Source organism: Streptomyces albireticuli, from assembly GCF_021228125.1.
In the GTDB taxonomy this organism is placed as follows: domain Bacteria; phylum Actinomycetota; class Actinomycetes; order Streptomycetales; family Streptomycetaceae; genus Streptomyces; species Streptomyces albireticuli.
Genome location: NZ_JAJQQS010000007.1, coordinates 113,922 through 131,420, shown reverse-complemented (window position 1 = coordinate 131,420; position 17,499 = coordinate 113,922). Strand labels below are relative to the sequence as shown.

Below are 17,499 nucleotides of genomic sequence, written 5' to 3'. Positions count from 1 at the left end.
TATGGCGGTACGTCAATTCTGTGCGCACGACCGCCGTGCGGCCGCACGGCCGGGGAGGCGACGATGCCCGCGGCACGAGAGCTCTTGCTGGACGCGGCCTTCGCGGCGCTCGGCAGCCGGCCCTGGAGCGGGGTCCGGATGGTCGACGTCGCGGCCGCCGCCGGGGTCTCCCGGCAGACGCTCTACAACGAATTCGGCAGCAAGGACGGCCTGGCGCGCGCCCTGGTGCGGCGTGAGACGGAGGCGTTCCTCGCGGGGGTCGTCAGGGCCCTCGCCGGGCCCGGCCCCGGCGCGGACGCGGGGGAGCGCTGCGCCGCCGGAGCCTTATGGATCCTGCGTACGGCCCGTGTCAACCCCCTCGTGCGGGCCGCGCTGACCGGTTGCCGGGGCGACCGGGTCCCCGCGGCGGCGGCCCCCGCCGACCCCACGCGCCGGGTCCAGCCCGGCTCCGCCGCCGCCCGGGCCACCCCGACACCGGGGGGCCTGGCCGACGGCGTCCGGGACCGTGTCGTCGAGGCGGTCACGGCCGGGACCGCGGGTGCGCGGGGTCCCGCGAGGGGCGCCGGAGGCGGGGCGCCGGAGCCGGCCGGGGACGCCGGCCGGCCGGTGGGCGGGGTGCCGTGGGCCTGTGAGCTGGCCGTCCGGCTGACGCTCTCCTATGTGGTCGCGCCGGTCGGGCCGGACGACGAGGCCGCCGCGGATGTCGCCCGTCTGGTCCGCGCTCTTGTGGGCGACGGTCGCGGCGGCGGGTTCACTTGAGCCAGCCGATCCGGACGCTCGTCTCGCTGCCGAGCCCCGGTGCGCCGGTGTTGGCGAGGCCCTTGCGGACGGCCAGGATCTGGGGGCGCTGGTAGAGCGGCAGGGAGTGGCCGAGCTCCCAGACCTTCGCGTCCGCCTCGTTGTAGAGCGCGATCTGCTTCTGCGGATCCGTGGTCCGGGACGCCTCCACCATCAGCTTGTCGACCTCGGGCGAGGAGACGCGGCCGTAGTTGCCGAAGGAGTTGTCGCCGTCCGGCTGCCGGTAGTCCTGGTAGGAGTCGGAGCGGTAGACCCGGTCGACCTGGCGGAACTGTGTGAGGTCGTAGTTGCTCCGGTGGACGTACCGGTCGAAGTAGTCGTCGCCCGGAACCTTGCGCAGCTCGGTCTTCACGCCGATCTCGCCGAGCATCTGCTGGGTGAGCTTGGCCTGGTCCTCCGCGAGCCCGTTGGCGTCGGAGGGCATCACGTACTCCAGGGTCAGCGGCTTGCCGTCCTTGACGCGCGGCTTGCCCGCGCCCCCGTCCTTCCAGCCCGCCTCGTCCAGCAGCTTCTTGGCCCGTGCGACGTCGCGCTTGGCGAAGGCGCCCGCGTTGTCCTTGTAGCCCTCCTGGTTCGGCATGAAGAAGTGGTTGTTCACCACCTTGGGCTGGAAGGGGAGGTCCTTTCCGGCCACCTTCACCAGCGCCTCGCGGTCCACGCCCAGCGTCACCGCCTGACGGACCTTGACGTCCTGGAGCGGGCCGCGCCCGCCGTTGAGGCTGAGCGTCACCTGGTCCCAGCGGGCGCCGACCCGGAAGTCGGTGTCCTTGTCGTCCTTCAGCCGCTTGTACGCCTCGGGGGTGACCGCGGGGGTCTCGTGGATCTCCTTGTTGAGATACGCGTCGGTCCGGGCCGTGCCGTCCATGGCCCAGAAGATGTACTTGTCCAGCTTCGGCTTCTCGCCCCACCAGGCGGGGTCCGGCACCAGGGTGATCGTCTTCGCGGTCTTGTCGTACTGCCCGACCTTCCAGGCGTTCGACGTGACGGGCACGGTTCCGGCCCAGCTCTTGTTGAAGCTGTCCGGGTCGGCGTTGAGGGACGCCGGGAGCAGCGGGTCGAAGAGCCGCTGCCAGTCGGCGAACGGGGTGGCGAAGGTGACCCGGACCTCGTGGTCGTCCTTGCCCCGCTCGACCTTGGCTATCTGGTCGTAGCCGCTGGTGGTGGCGACCTGGTAGCCCTTGTCCTTGCCGCTGAGCGCCTTCCACTGGGCCTCGAAGTCGGCGACGCCCAGCGGCTTGCCGTCCGACCACTTGGCCTTCGGGTTCAGTTCGTACGACACGACCTGAGGGTCGGTGGAGACGACCTTGGCGGAGGCGAGGAAGTCCGGGTTGGAATGCGGGACGCCCTTGGCGTCGAAGGTGAACAGGTCAGGTTCCACCAGCTCGGTGATGGCGGAGGCGTCGCCCTGCGTCCCGTCCGTCTGGTTGGGGTTGTACTGGTTGATCCACTGCTGGATCGCCACCTTGTAGACGCCGCCCTGCTTGATGTCGGCCGCCGGATGCGGGTTGAGGTCCTGCGTGCCCGCCGCGGGCGCGGCCTTGCCCTGCGCGTCGTCATCGGCGGATCCGCTCCCTCCGCCTCCGCAGGCGGTGAGCACCAGCGCGGCGGACACGGTCGCGGCGACGACGGCAGCGGCTCTGACGGCGCTGATCATGGGCGGAGTTCCTCTCGGCTGACGGACATACGGGCCCGGTCACCGTATGCACGTAACTCCTGTCCCAACAGGTCAGTTGAATAGGCGTTCGAAGCATTTATCACGCCCGAAACACCTTTGAAACATGAAGAAACCAGTCCGCTTCATCCAGCGGATAGCGTCACCCACCGTGCTCGCCTATCTGACCAAACGGCTCGGGTACTACGCCGTGCTCCTGGCCGTGGCCGTCTTCGTGTCCTACGTGCTCTCGTCGCTCGCGCTGTCCCCGCGCGGCTACTTCGAGGGCCGCCAACCCCCGCCGCCCGCCGAGTCGGTGGAGGCGCAGCTGACCGCGCTCGGCATCAACGACCACACCCCGCTGCTCGAACGCTTCACCACCTGGCTCTCGCACGCCGTGCGCGGCGACCTCGGCCGCACCATCGACAGCGGCAGCGTGGGCGAGGAGTTCGGCCGCCGGATCGGCGTCAGCCTGCGGCTGCTGCTGGCGGGCACGGTGCTCGGCACGGCCGCCGGAATCCTCGCCGGGGCCTGGGGAGCACTCCGGCAGTATCGTTTCTCCGACCGTGCGGTCACCGTCTTCGCGTTCCTGCTCCTCTCCACGCCCACCTTCCTCCTCGCCGTGCTCCTCAAGGTCGGCGCGATGAAGGTGAATCAGAGCGCGGGCACCGAGCTGATCTCCTTCACCGGCGAGAAGACCCCCGGACTCACCGGTTCCGTGGGCACGTTGCTCGGCGACCGCGCCGTCCACCTGCTGCTGCCCACCCTGTCCATCGCCCTGGGCACCGCCGCCGCGTACAGCCGCTACCAGCGCGGCACCATGCTCGACGTGCTCGGCTCCGACTTCCTGCGCACCGCCCGGGCCAAGGGGCTGACCTACCGCAGGGCCGTCCTCACCCACGGTCTGCGCACCGCGCTCGTGCCCATGTCCACCTTCTTCGCCTACGGCTTCCTGGCGCTGTTCACCGGCGCCGCGTTCACCGAGAAGATCTTCGGCTGGCACGGCATGGGCTCCTGGTTCATCGACTCCATCGGCAAGAGCGACGTCAACTCCGTCGTCGCGGTCAATGTGTTCGCCGCCGTGATGGTGCTGCTCTCGGGCTTCCTGGCCGACGTCCTCCACGCCGCGCTCGACCCGCGCGTCCGCACCAGCTGAGCCTTGACCGAGTGAGGCCCTCACCATGACCACCACCGCCACCCCGCCCGCGGCCGGACCGGAGCACACCCCGGAACGGCACGCCTCCCCCGAGCGGGCCGCCCCGCCCGGCCGGGCTCGCGTCGCCCTGCGCCGCTTCGCCGGCAGCCCCAACGCCGTCGTCGGCGCCGCCGTGCTGCTCCTGCTCTTCCTGCTCGCCTTCGCCGGCCCCTACCTCACCCCGTGGAACCACACGGACATCGACTACACCGCCCTGCGCGAGGGCCCCTCCGCCGACCACTGGTGGGGCACCACCCGCATCGGCCAGGACGTCTACGCCCAAGTCCTGCACGGCCTGCGGAAATCCCTGCTCATCGGGCTGCTCGTCGCGCTGTTCGCCACCGTCCTCGCCTCCGTCGTCGGCGCCTGCGCCGGCTACTTCGGCGGCTGGACCGACCGGCTCGTCACCTTCTTCATCGACCTGCTGCTCGTCTTCCCGGCCTTCCTGATCATCGCCATCGTCTCGCCCCGGCTGCGCGACACCGGCTGGCTCGCCTTCGTCGGCCTGCTCGCCGTCTTCGGCTGGATGATCACGGCCCGGGTGGTCCGCTCGATGACCCGCTCCCTGAAGGAGCGCGACTTCGTCCGCGCCGCCGAACTCATGGGCGTGCACCCGCTGCGCATCGTCTTCCGGCACATCCTGCCGAACGTCTCCTCCTTCCTCATCGTCGACGCCACCATCGCCGTCGGCGGCGCCGTGATGAGCGAGACCGGCCTGTCGTACTTCGGGTTCGGCGTGCAGCCGCCCGACGTCTCCCTCGGCACCCTCATCGCCGACGGCTCCGACGCCGCCCTCACCTACCCGTGGATGTTCTTCTTCGCCGCCGGACTGCTCGTGCTCTTCGTCCTCGCCGTGAACTTCCTCGGGGACGGCCTCCGCGACGCCCTGGACCCCACCTCCGACCGGACCCCGGCACAGAAGAGGCGCCGCGCGCGCCGGAAGGGAACGCGCCCATGAGCGCCCCGCTCACCGACGTCCCCCTCACCGGCGCCCCCCTCGCCGACGGCCCGCCGGTCCTCGACATCCGCGGCCTGAAGGTCGGCTTCGACGGCCCGGACGGGCCCGTGCCCGCCGTCCGCGGCGTCGACCTCACCCTGCGCCGCGGCGAGGTCCTCGGCCTGGTCGGCGAATCCGGCTCCGGGAAGTCCACCGTCGCCCTCGCCACCATGGGCCTGCTGCCTCGCACCGCCCGCGTGCACGGCTCCGTACGCGTCGCCGGCACCGAGCTGCTCGGCCTCGGCGACCGGGCCCTGTCCGGCATCCGCGGCCGCCGGATCGCCATGGTCTTCCAGGACCCGCTCTCCGCGCTCACCCCCGTCCACCGCGTCGGCGACCAGATCGCCGAGGCGGTCCGCGCCCACCAGGACGTCTCCCGCGACCGGGCACGCCGCCGCGCCGTCGAACTCCTCGACCTCGTCGGCATCCCCGAGCCCGCCCGCCGCGCCGACGCCTACCCCCACGAGTTCTCCGGCGGCATGCGCCAGCGGGCCGTGATCGCCATGGCCGTCGCCAACGACCCCGACGTCCTCCTCGCCGACGAACCCACCACCGCCCTCGACGTCACCGTGCAGGCCCAGATCCTCGACGTGCTGCGGACCGCGCGCCGCGAGACCGGCGCCGCCCTGCTGCTCGTCAGCCACGACCTCGGGGTGATCGCCGGCATGGCCGACCGGGTCGCCGTGATGTACGCGGGCAAGGTCGTCGAGAGCGCCCCCGCCGCCGAGCTGTTCGCCGCGCCCCGCATGCCCTACACCATCGGCCTCCTCGGGGCCGTGCCCCGGCCCGACGCCGCGGACCGCCCGCTCACCCCGATACCCGGCTCACCGCCCGAGCTCCACCTGCTGCCCCAGGGCTGCGCCTTCGCACCGCGCTGCCCCCTCGCCGCCGACGCCTGCGCCACCACCGAACCCGCCCTCACCGGCGCGGGGGACCACCTCGCGGCCTGCCTCGAACCGCCCGCCGCCGACCCGGCCGCCCTGTACCCCGTACCCGAACACACCCCCGCCAGGGAGGTCGTGCCCCGCGGCGAACTGCCCTCCGTGCTCCGGGTGCGGGGCCTCGCCCGGACCTTCCCGGTCCGCAAGGGCGGCGCCTTCCGCCGCCGCGCCGGCAGCGTGTACGCCGTCGACGGCGTGGACCTCGACATCCGGCGCGGCGAGACCCTCGGCCTCGTCGGGGAGTCCGGCTCCGGCAAGTCGACCACGCTCATGGAGATCCTGCGGCTGGCCGCCCCCGAGGCCGGCGAGGTCGAACTCCTCGGCCGGTCCACCAGCGAACTGACGAAGCGTCAAGCGCATGCCCTGCGGGGCTCCGTGCAGATCGTCTTCCAGGACCCCATGGCCAGCCTCGACCCCAGGATGCCGGTCGGCGACATCGTCGCCGAACCGCTGCGCGCCCAGGGCGCGAGCCGCGCGACCGTGGCCCGGCGGACACCGGAACTGCTGCGCCTGGTCGGCCTGGAGGCCGCCCACGCCGGCCGCTTCCCGCACGAGTTCTCCGGCGGCCAGCGGCAGCGCGTCGGGATCGCCCGGGCCCTCGCCGTGGAGCCGGAGCTGCTGGTCCTGGACGAGCCGGTGTCCGCGCTCGACGTGTCCGTACAGGCCGGCGTGCTCAACCTGCTGCGGCGGCTCAAGGAAGAGCTGGGCCTCGCCTACCTCTTCGTCTCCCACGACCTCGCCGTCGTACGGCACATCGCCGACCGCGTCAGCGTGATGTACCTCGGCCGGACCGTGGAGTCGGGCCCGGTCGAGGAGGTCTTCGCCCGCCCCCGCCACCCCTACACCCGGGCCCTGCTCTCGGCCGTGCCCGTGCCGGACCCCGCGCGGGAGCGGCACCGGGAGCGGATCCTCCTCGCCGGCGACCCGCCGAGCCCGGTGCTGAGGGAGCCCGGCTGCCGCTTCCGCGGCCGGTGCCCGGTCTACGCGGGGCTGGCCGCGGACGAGCGGGCGCGCTGCGAGCGGGAGCGGCCCAAGGATCGGGCGTTCGGGCCGGAGCGGACGGCGGCCTGCCACTTCGCGGAGCGCGTCAGTGCGCCGACCCCGACAGCTGCAACCCCATGACCCCCAGGATCACCAGACCGATGGAGACGAGCTTGAGGGTGGAGACCAGGTCACCGAGGAAGACCATGCCGTAGAGGGCGGTGCCGGCCGCGCCGATGCCCGTCCACACCGCGTAGGCCGGGCCGACGTCGAGCTTCTTCAGGGAGAGCGTCAGCAGACCGAAGCTGCCCAGCGCGAAGCAGGCGAAGGCGATGGTCGGCCAGAGCCGGGTGAAGCCGTGCGAGAGCTTGAGACAGACGGCGAAGCCGGTTTCCAGCAGACCGGCGACCACCACCAGCAGCCACGCCATCAGATTGCCTCCCGTTGCTCGGTGACCGCCGTCCGTCCGGTGCTGTTGCCCTTGCCGCTGACGGTCACCCGCAAACGTAGGCGATCAGTCGCCTTCGCGCCGCTCCCGCGTCGCGAGCAGCCGTCGCAGGGAGTAGAGCCGCTGCGGATCGGCGTGGCCGTCCGACACCCACTGGTCCAGGGCGCAGTCCTGCTCGTCGTGGCTGCACGCGCGCGGGCAGCCCTCGGTGCCCGGCTCCAGGTCGGGGAAGGCGTGGATGACGCGCGAGGGATCGATGTGGTTCAGCCCGAAGGAGCGCACGCCCGGGGTGTCGATGACCCAGCCCGAGCCGTCCGGCAGCGGCAGGGCCAGCGCCGAGGTCGTGGTGTGCCGGCCGCGGCCGGTGACCGCGTTGACGTGCCCGGTGGCCCGCTGCCGTTCGACGAGGGCGTTGACGAGGGTGGTCTTGCCGACGCCGGAGTGGCCGACGAAGGCGGTGACCCGGCCCGTCAGCTGCTCGCGGACCCGCTCGGCGGCCCCGCCGTCCGCCAGCTCCTCCCGGCTGGTCACCACATGGCGCACCCCGAGCGTCCCGTACGACTCCAGGAGCTTGTCCGCCGAGGCCAGGTCGGACTTGGTCAGCACGAGCAGCGGCTCCAGGCCGGCGTCGTAGGCCGCGACCAGACAGCGGTCGATCAGCCGGGGGCGCGGCTCGGGGTCGGCCAGCGCGGTGACGATCGCCAGCTGGTCGGCGTTGGCGACGACGACCCGCTCGTAGGGGTCGTCGTCGTCGGCCGTGCGGCGCAGCACGGAGGAGCGCCCCTCGACCCGGACGATCCGCGCCAGGGTGTCCTTCGCGCCGCTCAGGTCGCCCACGACGGCGACCCGGTCACCGACGACGGCGCCCTTGCGGCCCAGCTCGCGCGCCTTCATCGCCACGATGGTGCGGTCCTCGACGAGGACGTGCAGCCGGCCGCGGTCCACGGTGAGGACGAAGCCCTCGGCGGCGTCCTCGTGCTTGGGGCGGATGTTGGTGCGGGGGCGGTTGCCCTTGCGGTTGGGGCGGACGCGGACGTCGTCCTCGTCGGGGTTCTTGCCGTAGCGGCGCATGGTGCTCTTCGTTCTCTCAGGCTCTCGACACCGTCGTCGCCCCCGCGACGGGCCCCAGCATCCCGGTCCACAGCTCCGGGAAGTCGGGCAGGGTCTTGGCGGTGGTGGCGACGTTCTCCACCTGGACGCCGTCGACAGCCAGGCCGATGACCGCGGCGGCGGTGGCCAGCCGGTGGTCCTCGTAGGTGTGGAAGACCCCGCCGTGCAGGGCGCGCGGGCGGATGCGCAGCCCGTCCGCCGTCTCGACGACGTCGCCGCCCAGCTCGTTGATCTCCTTGGCCAGCGCGGCCAGCCGGTCCGTCTCGTGCAGTCGCAGGTGGGCGATGCCGCGCAGGACGGACTCGGAGTCGGCGAGCGCGGCGACCGCGGCGATCACCGGGGTGAGCTCGCCGACCTCGTGCAGATCGGCGTCGATGCCGGTGATCCGGCCGGTGCCGGTGAAGGTCAGGCCCGCCTCGGACAGCTCACAGCTGCCGCCCATGGCGGTGAAGATGTCGCGCAGCGCGTCGCCGGGCTGCGTGGTGTGCTCGGGCCAGTCCGGGATGGTGACCCGGCCGCCGGTGACCAGGGCCGCGGCCAGGAACGGCGCGGCGTTGGACAGGTCGGGCTCCACGACGATGTCCCGGCCGAGCAGGGCGCTGGGGGAGACCCGCCAGACGTTCGGCTCGCCGCCGGACTCCGGGGTGTCGACCTGCGCGCCGGCCATCCGCAGCATGTCCACGGTCATCCGGATGTGCGGCATGGACGGCAGGACGGCACCGACGTGCCGGACCTCGACGCCCTGGTTGAAGCGCGGGCCGGAGAGCAGCAGCGCGCTGACGAACTGGGAGGACGAGGAGGCGTCGATCTCCACCGGGCCGCCGTCCAGCGCCCCGGCGCCGTGCACGGTCAGCGGCAGGGCGCCGCGGTCGTTGTCGTCGATACGGGCGCCCAGGGCGCGCAGCGCGTCGATCACGCCGTGCAGCGGGCGCTCGTAGCTGCGCGGGTCGCCGTCGAAGCGGATGGGGCCGTCGGCCAGCGCGGCGACGGGCGGCAGGAAGCGCATGACCGTGCCGGCGTTGCCGACGTCCACGGTGGCCGGGCCGCGCAGCCGGGCCGGGATGACCCGCCACGCCTCGCCCTCGCCGGCGCCCGCGGCGCTGCTGGAGGACACCGTCTCCTCGATGCCGACGCCCATGGCGCGCAGGGCCTCGGCCATCAGCAGCGTGTCGCGGGAGCGCAGCGGCCGGCGCACCCAGCCCGGCTCGGCGGCGAGCGCGGCCAGGACGAGGGCGCGGTTGGTGACCGATTTCGAACCGGGCACGGTGACGGTCGCGTCGACCGCCCCCGTGGCGAGGGGGGCGGGCCAGAGATCGGTATGCGTGCTGCTCTCGGTCATGCCTTCACCTTAGTGGCTCGTACCGGGTCACAGTCCGAGCAGCCAGCGCCCGCCTCCGGTCAGCGCGCACAGCGAGACGAGGTGGAAGAAGCCCAGCCAGACCACGGCGGGCAGATGGGTGAGCCGCGCGAGCTGGTCGGCGTCGGAGTCCGCCGCGCCGCCGAGGCGCCGCCTGCGCTGGAGCTCGAAGGCCGGCCGGACCCCGCCGAACAGCAGGAACCAGACGACCCCGTAGGCGAACAGGGCCTGCACGGCCGGGCCGGTCAGCCAGGAGACCAGCACGAACGCGGCCCCGGTGACCACGACCGTCAGCAGGCCGAAGGCGTTGCGGACCATCACCAGGAGCGCGGCGAGCAGCGCCGTCGCACCCCACAGCAGCGCCGTGATGTGGCCGGCCGCGAGCAGCCAGGCACCGGCGAGACCGAGCAGCGACGCGGCGGGATAGCCGGCCGCGGCGGTGAGGATCATCCCGATACCGGTCGGTTTGCCCCGGGAGACGGTGAGTCCCGAGGTGTCGGAGTGCAACCGGATGCCGTCCAGCCTGCGCCCGCTCAGCAGGGCCGTCAGGCCGTGGCCGCCCTCGTGGGCGATGGTGATGGCGTTACGGGTGACCAGCCAGACACCGCGCGGGACGACCGCCGCCAGGGCCACGACCCCCGTGACGACCACCAGCCACAGGTCGGGGTCGGGCTGGGTCGCGAAGACACGGTCCCAGAGGTCGGTGGAGTGGGTGCTGTCCATTTGTGCGCGGCTCCTGGTGGGTCCGTGGCAGGGTGGCGATCATGTGTGGTCGATATGCGGCGGGCCGGAGTCCCGAGGATCTCGTGGGGTTCTTCGGGGTCGAGAAGTGGGAACCGACGGAGACGCTCGCTCCCGACTGGAACGTGGCACCCACGAAGAGTGTCCACGTTGTTCTCGAGCGTCCTCTGAAAGACGCCAGGGACCGGGGTCCGGTTCGCCAGCTGCGCTCACTGAGGTGGGGATTGGTTCCCTCGTGGGCGAAATCGCCGGAGGGCGCGGCGAAGATGATCAACGCACGGGCCGAGACCGTGCACGAGAAGCCGTCCTTCCGGGACGCCTTCGCGTCACGCCGCTGCCTGATACCCGCCGACGGCTACTACGAGTGGGTCACCGGCGCGGCGGAGCGCGAACTGGAGGAACAGGGCCGGCGCAAGCGCGCTCGTAAGCAGCCCTACTTCGTCACTCCGGTGGACGGTTCGGTCATGGCGATGGCGGGGCTGTACGAGTTCTGGCGGGACCCGGCGCTGCCGGGCGACGACCCCCGGGCGTGGTGGGTGACCTGCTCGGTGATCACCACGGAGGCGGAACGGGAGCCGTTCGCCTCCGGCGGGGCCCTGGAGGGGGCGCCGCGGTCCCTGGCGGAGATCCATCCGCGGATGCCGCTGGTGCTGCCGGGGGAACGGTGGGGGGAGTGGCTGGATCCGTCGACGCCGGGGGATGTCGTGCGGTCTCTTATGACGGCGCCGCCCGCTCGGTCGGTCCGGGCGTACCCGGTCGCCACGGCGGTCAGCGACGTCCGCAGGAACGGGCCGGAACTCCTGACGGAACTGGAGGCGCCGGAGGAGGGGACGCTGTTCTGACTTTTCCCCGTCCCGCCCCACCCCGCCCCACCCCACCCCGCCCCTTCCCGTAACCGGAGGGCAAGCCCCCCCCCGGGCCCCCTTCCCGCGCTACCGCGCGGTGTCCTCAAGCGCCGGACGGGCTGAAACGCTTGCCCGGAACGGGGCGGGAAAGCTGCCCCGGGCGCGAGGGAAAGCCGGCCTCGGACAGGGGAAGCCCAGCCCGCCCGGCCTTTGAGGCCACCGCGCGGTAGCGCGGAAAGGGGCCCGGGGGCGTGCCCCCGGTATCGGGAAGGGGCGGGGTGGGGAAAGCTGGCGCCCGTGATCGACATCGTTCCCACCCCCGCCGGTGACGCCCGTATCCACTGGTACCGCGCCCCCAGGCCCCGCCTGACCCTCGCCCTCGGCCACGGCGCCGGCGGCGGCGTCGAGGCCCGCGACCTCCAGGCCCTCGCCGCCGCGCTGCCCGCCCACCACGTCACCGTCGCCCTCGTCGAACAGCCCTGGCGCGTCGCCGGCCGCAAGGTCGCCCCCGCGCCGAAGACGCTGGACACCGCCTGGACCGCCCTGTGGCCCGCGCTGGCCGCGCCCGGCCTGCCCGTCGTCGCGGGCGGCCGCAGCGCCGGCGCCCGGGTCGCCTGCCGGACCTCGGCGGAGCTCGGCGCCGCCGCCGTCCTCGCGCTGAGCTTTCCGCTGCACCCGCCGGGCAAGCCGGAGAAGTCGAGGGCGGACGAGCTGACCGGCACCGGGCTGCCCACACTCGTCGTGCAGGGCGCCAAGGACCCCTTCGGCCGGCCCGGGGAGTTCCCGCCGGGCACCGCGCTCGTGCCCGTACCCGACGCGGACCACGGCTTCGCGGTGCCCAAGAAGGCCGCCACCGGCGGGAAGGAGGCGCTGGAAGTGATCACACGGGCCGTCGCCGACTGGCTCGGCGAAATCCGGAAGTAATCCCTCCGGTATTTCCCCGGGCACCCGTTCGGCCGGATGCGCGCGTCCGGGAATGCGTCGTGACCCTTGGCTGTTGTGTACATCGTCACGACAGACCCGCTGGATACCGGCGTCCCGCCGGAGCGCAACGGCACGACAGAGGAATGGGAGCTCGCCGCATGGGTTCGATCGCATGCCTGTCCCGCCCGCAGCAGGCTGACCTGGGATGGTCCGCGCTGCATGTGGCGCAGCCCGCCCCTGCTGGAGCGGCGGACGGGCGGGATCGTCGTCTATTCTCCGATTCGAGCGGATCCGTTTCCGGTTCCGCCAGGGTGTTGGAGGAGGTGGGTCCGGTCACCGGGACCGACGAGGGGACCAAGGACAGCGCCGCCGGTGCCGAGAGCGCCGCCGAGCGCAACGCCCGTTTCGAGCGGGACGCGCTCACCTTCCTCGACCAGATGTACTCGGCCGCCCTGCGGATGACGCGCAATCCCGCCGACGCCGAGGACCTGGTCCAGGAGACCTACGCAAAGGCGTACGCGTCCTTCCACCAGTTCCGCGACGGCACCAACCTCAAGGCGTGGCTGTACCGCATCCTGACCAACACCTTCATCAACTCCTACCGCAAGAAGCAGCGCGAGCCGCTGCGCAGCGCGTCGGAGGAGATCGAGGACTGGCAGCTGGCGCGCGCCGAGTCGCATATGTCGACCGGTCTGCGCTCCGCCGAGTCCCAGGCTCTGGACCACCTGCCCGACTCCGATGTCAAGGAGGCCCTTCAGGCCATCCCCGAGGAATTCCGCATAGCGGTCTATCTCGCGGACGTGGAGGGCTTTGCCTACAAGGAGATCGCGGACATCATGGGTACCCCCATCGGCACGGTCATGTCCCGGCTGCACCGTGGCCGCCGCCAGCTGCGCGGCATGCTGGAGGACTACGCCCGCGAGCGCGGTCTGGTCCCGGCCGGTACGGCACCCGTGCCGCATGGTTCCGACGGGTCGCACAATCGGAAAGGCTCGGACTCATGAGCTGCGGAGAGCCGCACGACACGGACTGCTCTGAAGTCCTCGATCATCTTTACGAGTTCCTCGACCACGAGATGCCCGACGGCGACTGCGCCAAGTTCGAGGTGCACATCGACGAGTGCTCCCCGTGCCTGGAGAAGTACGGGCTGGAGCAGGCGGTGAAGAAGCTCGTCAAGCGCTGCTGCGGCCATGACGACGTCCCCGCCGACCTCCGCTCCAAGGTCATGGGCCGGATCGAGCTGATCCGGTCCGGCCAGTCGGTGCCCGAGCAGGACGTCGTGGCCGAGGCGCGGGCGGCGGAGAAGGCCGCCGGCTCCCCGGTCGCCCAGGACTGAGCCCGCGCCCCGGCGCGGGCCGCCCGGGCCACCTCGCGGGAGTCCCGGGCCACCTCGTGGGAGTCCCGCCAAACGCCCTCCCCGAGGAACATCACCCGAAGGTGTGCATCCGCACGTCTCGGGCGGGGTAATACCCGAATGCGCCGTTCCCGGGCCTTTCCTGAGCCTATTCTCCCCATCCTGACGGCAAGCTTGTCGGCACCCGACGGGACGGGGAGGTCGCGCGATGAGGGCACTTCCGGCGACGGCGCGCGCGTGCATCGCCTGCGCCGTCCTGGCCGCCGCCCTCTGCGTCGCCCCCGCGGCACCGGCCGCGGCGGACGTCCCCTGGTCCGCGGTCGCCCTGCTCGCCGCCGTCTGCGCGGCCTGCGAGCGGCTGCCGCGCCGCACCCTGACGCTCCCCGTGCTGCTCGCCGGGGCCTTTCTGCTGCCGCCCGCGGCCGCGGGCCTGGTCGCCGTGCCCGGCGCGCTCGCCGGGCGGGTCGAGCAGCGCCCGGCGGGCGTGCGCCGGCTGTGGCACGCCGCCCAGCTCTCCCTCGCCGCCTGCGCCGCCTCCTACGTCTTCGGCCTCGCCGCGCCCGGCCCCGGCCGCCCCGGCGGCTTCCCCGCCGCCCTGCCGCCCGCCCTCGCCGCCGCGCTCGCCTTCTCGCTCGTCTCCGCGGCCCTCGACGGCGCGATCCACGTCACCGCCGAGCGCCGGACCCCGCGCGCCGCGTGGCGCGGCCTGCTGCCCGGCCCGCTGCTGCCGGTGCTGGTCTCCGGGCCGACGGGACTGATGACGGCCGTCCTCTGGCGCAGCGTCTACGGGCCGCCCGCCGCGCTCCTCGTCCTGCTGCCGGTCTCCGTCTCCTCCTGGTTCCTGGACCGCTACGAACGCGAGCGCGCCTCCCACCAGGCCACCATCCGCGCCCTGGTGCAGGCCGTCGACCTCAAGGACCGCTACACCCGCGGCCACAGCGAGCGCGTGGGCCGCGCCTCCGTGCTGATCGCCCGCGAGCTCGGCATGGCCGGGGAGCGGCTGGAGGCGCTGCGCTTCGCGGGCATCCTGCACGACGTCGGCAAACTCGGCGTCCCCACCCGGCTGTTGCGCAAGGAGGGCCCGCTCACCCCGGAGGAGCGGCGCGTGATCCAGCTCCATCCCGAGTACGGGCACGAGATGGTGCGCGGCATCGGCTTCCTGGACGAGGCGCGCGCGGCCATCCTGCACCACCACGAACGGCTGGACGGCAGCGGCTACCCCTACGGTCTGAGAGGGCGTCAGATCCCGTTGTTCGCCCGGATCGTGGCCGTCGCCGACGCGTTCGACGCCATGACCTCCACCCGTAGTTACAGCCGGGCCCGCCCGGTCCCGGCCGCCCTCGCCGAGCTCGACCGCTGCGCCGGCACCCAGTTCGACCCCCGCATGGTCGGGGCGCTCGTGGAGGCGCTCGACCGGCACGGCTGGCACCCCTCCGTCACCGCCGGGAGCGGCACGGGCGCGACGCTCACGGAATGCATAATTCTGCCCAGCGGAAACGTCCCTTCTACCCGGGACCCGGTCACCGGAGCGACCCGCAAGGGCGGTGACGGATGACCGCCGCCCCGTACCCGGGGGCACCGCCCGGCCCACGCGGCCACGCGGAGCGCCGGCCGGGCGCCCGTCCCGGCGCCCGCACCGCCCGCCGGCTGCGCGCCGCCGCCGCGGCGCTCGCCCTGACCGGCCTCGGCTGGACCGCCTGGCACGGCCTCGCCCAGCCCCGCGTCGCCCTCGCCTTCGGCGTGCTGATCGCCCTCGGCGAGGCGGCCCGGCGCCGCCACCCCGCCACCGTCGAGGCCCGCGACACCGCGCCCGTCGGGGCCGCGGGCGGCCTCGCCTACGCCCTGCTGGGCGAGGTCGCCGGGGCACCCGCCGCACCCGGCCCCGCCCAGGTCGTCGCCGTCGTCCTCGCCGCCACCCTCACCGGCGCCCTCGGCCGCCCGCCCGCCCGCGACCACCTCGCCCGCCGCCTGCTGACCACCGGCTTCGCCGCCACCTGCTTCCAGCCCCTGCACCACTCCGGCGCCCTCGACCGGTGGATCGGCCACGGCCCGTACTACGCCCCGTTCCTGCTGCTCCTGCTCGCCCTCACCGCCCTCTGCGACGCCGTGCTCGCCGCCGCCCTCGGCCGGGCCCGCACCGGCGGCCCCTACGGCCCGGCCCTCCGCGACGAGCTGCGCGCCCTGCCCGGCATCGGCGGCGCCGTCTGCGCCACCGGCACCGTGATGGCCCTCGCCGTGGCCGTCGCCGGCCTCTGGGCCCTGCCCGTCTTCTGCCTGCCGCTGCTGCTCGCCCAGCTGTCCTTCCGCCGCTGGTCGGCCGTCCGCGCCACCTGCCACCAGACGATCGCCTCCCTGGCCCGCTCCACCGAGATCGCCGGGCACACCCGGCCCGGCCACGCCCGCCGGGTCGCCGCCCTGAGCCGGGCCACCGGGCGCGAGCTGGGCCTGCGCGCGCCCGACCTCACCGTTCTGGAGTACGCGGCGCTCATGCACGACATCGGCCAGCTCTCGCTCGTCGACCCCGTGCCCGCCGGGGCCACCGAGCCGCTGCCGCCCGCGGAGCGCCGCCGGATCGCCCTGCTGGGCGGCGCCGTGGTCCGCCAGACCGGGGTGCCCGCCGAGGTCGCGGTCGTCGTGGAGCGCCAGGCCGATCCGTACCGTGAGCAGCCGCTCGCCGCCCGTATCGTGCGCACCGTCAACGCCTTCGAGGACCTGACCGGTGACCGGGCGGTCGGCCCGCTGCTCGCGCTGGAACGGCTGCGCCTGGCCACCGCCCACGAGCACGATCCGCAGGTGGTGGAGGCCCTCGGCCGGGTCCTCGCCCGTGGCCCCGACTCCTGGGGCCCGGCCCGCGGGCCCGCCCGTAAGAGTCCGGGCAAAACCGGAGTAGGGGGCTGAACCCACGGGTAATGAGCGGGCGTCCAAAGGGGCATGGTTGGATGCGAAGAGCACGAAGAAAACGGCATGCAGAACGCAGAACGCGGTCTTCGGGGGGTGTCGGGCGCGCGACCGTCGGCAAGGAGGAACGGTAGGCGCAGCTTCCCGGAGCGAGTGAGATGTGGCAGGTTGTCCGTCAGGGAGGACGGCGGCCGTCACCTGGGACATCCGGCGTGGTCGCACGCAGAAACCGGCAGGCGGGAATCGTGAGGATCTTCGGCAAGGTACGGCATCGGCCTTCCGCCTCGTGGCGGCAGGCCACCGACCGCGCTTTCACTTTGATCGGCGACGGCCGGTACGAGGACGCGGGCGCGCTGCTGACCAGGGCGGCCGACATGGAGCCATGGCTGTCGGAGTCGTGGTTCAACCTCGCTCTGCTGCACAAGTTCCGGCACGACTGGGAGCAGGCCCGCGCCGCCGGGCTGCGCGCCGTGGCCCTGCTGGACCGCGAGGCCGGCGCCCCGGACTGGTGGAACGTCGGCATCGCCGCCACCGCGCTCCAGGACTGGCCGCTGGCCCGCCGCGCCTGGCAGGCGTACGGCCTGCGGGTGCCCGGCGAGGGCGGCCCGGCCGGTGAGCCGGTGGGCATGGAGCTGGGCAGCGCGGCCGTCAGGCTCTCCCCGGAGGGCGAGGCGGAGGTCGTGTGGGGCCGCAGGCTGGACCCGGCGCGCATGGAGGTGCTCTCCATCCCGCTGCCGTCCTCCGGGCGCCGCTGGGGCGAGGTCGTGCTGCACGACGGCGTCCCGCACGGCGAGCGCGTCACGGCCGCCGGCCCGTCCTACCCCGTCTTCGACGAGATCGAGCTGTGGGCCCCGTCACCCGTCCCCACCTGGGTCGTCCTGCTGGAGGCGGCGACCGAGGCCGACCGGGACGCCCTGGAGCGGCTCGCGGCCGACGCCGGCTTCGCCGCCGAGGACTGGTCCTCGTCCGTGCGGCTGCTGTGCCGCACGTGCTCCGAGAGCCGGATGCCCAGCGACGAGGGCGACGGCGAGCACCTCGACCCGCACGACCACAGCGAGCCCGGCCACCCCGGCCCGCTGGGCCACCGCACGGCCGGCTCCGGCTCGCTGTGGGTGCCCGAGCGCGAGTGCGGCATCGCGGCGCCCGCCGGGCTGGTCCGGGGCCTGCTGGACGGCTGGGTCGCGGACAGCCCCGATACGCGCGAGTGGCGCGATCTCGAAGAGGTCTGCTGACCCTCGGAGGCGGCCGCCCTTACCCTG

At 73.5% G+C, this 17,499-nt stretch carries 16 protein-coding genes; 11 read left to right on the top strand and 5 right to left on the bottom strand.

Annotated features, from left to right (window positions below; genetic code table 11):
* The first annotated feature begins 63 nt into the window (after positions 1-63).
* Positions 64-759, top strand: a complete 696-nt coding sequence (locus tag LUZ64_RS15550) for a TetR/AcrR family transcriptional regulator (protein WP_095584061.1) — start codon at positions 64-66, stop codon at positions 757-759.
* Here the strand turns inward: LUZ64_RS15550 and LUZ64_RS15545 are convergent.
* Entirely contained in the window at positions 752-2,452 is a 1,701-nt protein-coding gene (locus LUZ64_RS15545) for an ABC transporter family substrate-binding protein (RefSeq protein WP_095584062.1), read from the bottom strand. The genes LUZ64_RS15550 and LUZ64_RS15545 overlap by 8 nt on opposite strands.
* 169 nt (positions 2,453-2,621) lie before the next feature.
* Here LUZ64_RS15545 and LUZ64_RS15540 point away from each other — a divergent pair, with 169 nt between their 5' ends.
* From LUZ64_RS15540 to LUZ64_RS15530, 3 genes are read left to right on the top strand one after another with little or no spacing between them, the layout of a single operon-like run.
* Positions 2,622-3,605 carry an ABC transporter permease gene (locus LUZ64_RS15540; protein WP_095584063.1) on the top strand — a complete coding sequence of 328 codons (984 nt, stop codon included), beginning with the start codon at positions 2,622-2,624 and terminating at the stop codon, positions 3,603-3,605.
* Between the two features lie 25 nt (positions 3,606-3,630).
* Positions 3,631-4,602, top strand: coding sequence for an ABC transporter permease (locus LUZ64_RS15535; RefSeq protein WP_095584064.1), 972 nt, complete (start codon positions 3,631-3,633; stop codon positions 4,600-4,602).
* A complete protein-coding gene (locus LUZ64_RS15530; protein WP_095584065.1) occupies positions 4,599-6,704 on the top strand; it encodes an ABC transporter ATP-binding protein in 2,106 nt (701 codons plus the stop codon). The genes LUZ64_RS15535 and LUZ64_RS15530 overlap by 4 nt, the downstream gene beginning before the upstream one ends.
* Here LUZ64_RS15530 and LUZ64_RS15525 read toward each other — a convergent pair.
* The 4 genes from LUZ64_RS15525 to LUZ64_RS15510 form a co-directional block, all read right to left on the bottom strand.
* Positions 6,670-6,993 carry a DMT family transporter gene (locus tag LUZ64_RS15525; protein WP_095584066.1) on the bottom strand — a complete coding sequence of 108 codons (324 nt, stop codon included), beginning with the start codon at positions 6,991-6,993 and terminating at the stop codon, positions 6,670-6,672. The genes LUZ64_RS15530 and LUZ64_RS15525 overlap by 35 nt on opposite strands.
* Positions 6,994-7,077: 84 nt before the next feature.
* Positions 7,078-8,082, bottom strand: coding sequence for a ribosome small subunit-dependent GTPase A (gene rsgA / locus LUZ64_RS15520; protein ID WP_095584067.1), 1,005 nt, complete (start codon positions 8,080-8,082; stop codon positions 7,078-7,080).
* A 16-nt stretch (positions 8,083-8,098) separates the two neighbouring features.
* Positions 8,099-9,460: a 3-phosphoshikimate 1-carboxyvinyltransferase gene (gene aroA / locus LUZ64_RS15515; protein WP_095584068.1), complete on the bottom strand. Its 1,362-nt coding sequence runs from the start codon at positions 9,458-9,460 to the stop codon at positions 8,099-8,101.
* Between the two features lie 27 nt (positions 9,461-9,487).
* A complete protein-coding gene (locus LUZ64_RS15510; RefSeq protein ID WP_095584069.1) occupies positions 9,488-10,201 on the bottom strand; it encodes a M50 family metallopeptidase in 714 nt (237 codons plus the stop codon).
* A 41-nt stretch (positions 10,202-10,242) separates the two neighbouring features.
* On the opposite strand from LUZ64_RS15510, the gene LUZ64_RS15505 reads away from it, so the two are divergent.
* The 7 genes from LUZ64_RS15505 to LUZ64_RS15475 all read left to right on the top strand — a co-directional run bounded on the left by LUZ64_RS15505 (position 10,243) and on the right by LUZ64_RS15475 (position 17,472).
* Complete coding sequence (locus LUZ64_RS15505) at positions 10,243-11,061, top strand: SOS response-associated peptidase (RefSeq protein WP_095584072.1); 819 nt, start codon at positions 10,243-10,245, stop codon at positions 11,059-11,061.
* 300 nt (positions 11,062-11,361) lie between these two features.
* Positions 11,362-11,988, top strand: coding sequence for an alpha/beta hydrolase family protein (locus LUZ64_RS15500; RefSeq protein WP_372472008.1), 627 nt, complete (start codon positions 11,362-11,364; stop codon positions 11,986-11,988).
* A 323-nt stretch (positions 11,989-12,311) separates the two neighbouring features.
* Positions 12,312-12,992 carry a sigma-70 family RNA polymerase sigma factor gene (locus LUZ64_RS15495; protein WP_199843852.1) on the top strand — a complete coding sequence of 227 codons (681 nt, stop codon included), beginning with the start codon at positions 12,312-12,314 and terminating at the stop codon, positions 12,990-12,992.
* Positions 12,989-13,324 carry a mycothiol system anti-sigma-R factor gene (gene rsrA, locus LUZ64_RS15490; protein ID WP_095581541.1) on the top strand — a complete coding sequence of 112 codons (336 nt, stop codon included), beginning with the start codon at positions 12,989-12,991 and terminating at the stop codon, positions 13,322-13,324. The genes LUZ64_RS15495 and rsrA overlap by 4 nt, the downstream gene beginning before the upstream one ends.
* A 226-nt stretch (positions 13,325-13,550) precedes the next feature.
* A complete protein-coding gene (locus LUZ64_RS15485) occupies positions 13,551-14,897 on the top strand; it encodes an HD-GYP domain-containing protein (protein WP_095581540.1) in 1,347 nt (448 codons plus the stop codon).
* The gene (locus tag LUZ64_RS15480; RefSeq protein ID WP_232390245.1) at positions 14,894-16,240 is read left to right on the top strand and encodes an HD domain-containing protein; all 1,347 of its coding nucleotides are present in this window, start codon (positions 14,894-14,896) and stop codon (positions 16,238-16,240) included. Before LUZ64_RS15485 ends, LUZ64_RS15480 begins: the two co-directional genes overlap by 4 nt.
* Before the next feature lie 245 nt (positions 16,241-16,485).
* Entirely contained in the window at positions 16,486-17,472 is a 987-nt protein-coding gene (locus LUZ64_RS15475) for a tetratricopeptide repeat protein (protein WP_087926344.1), read from the top strand.
* The last annotated feature ends 27 nt before the right edge of the window (positions 17,473-17,499 follow it).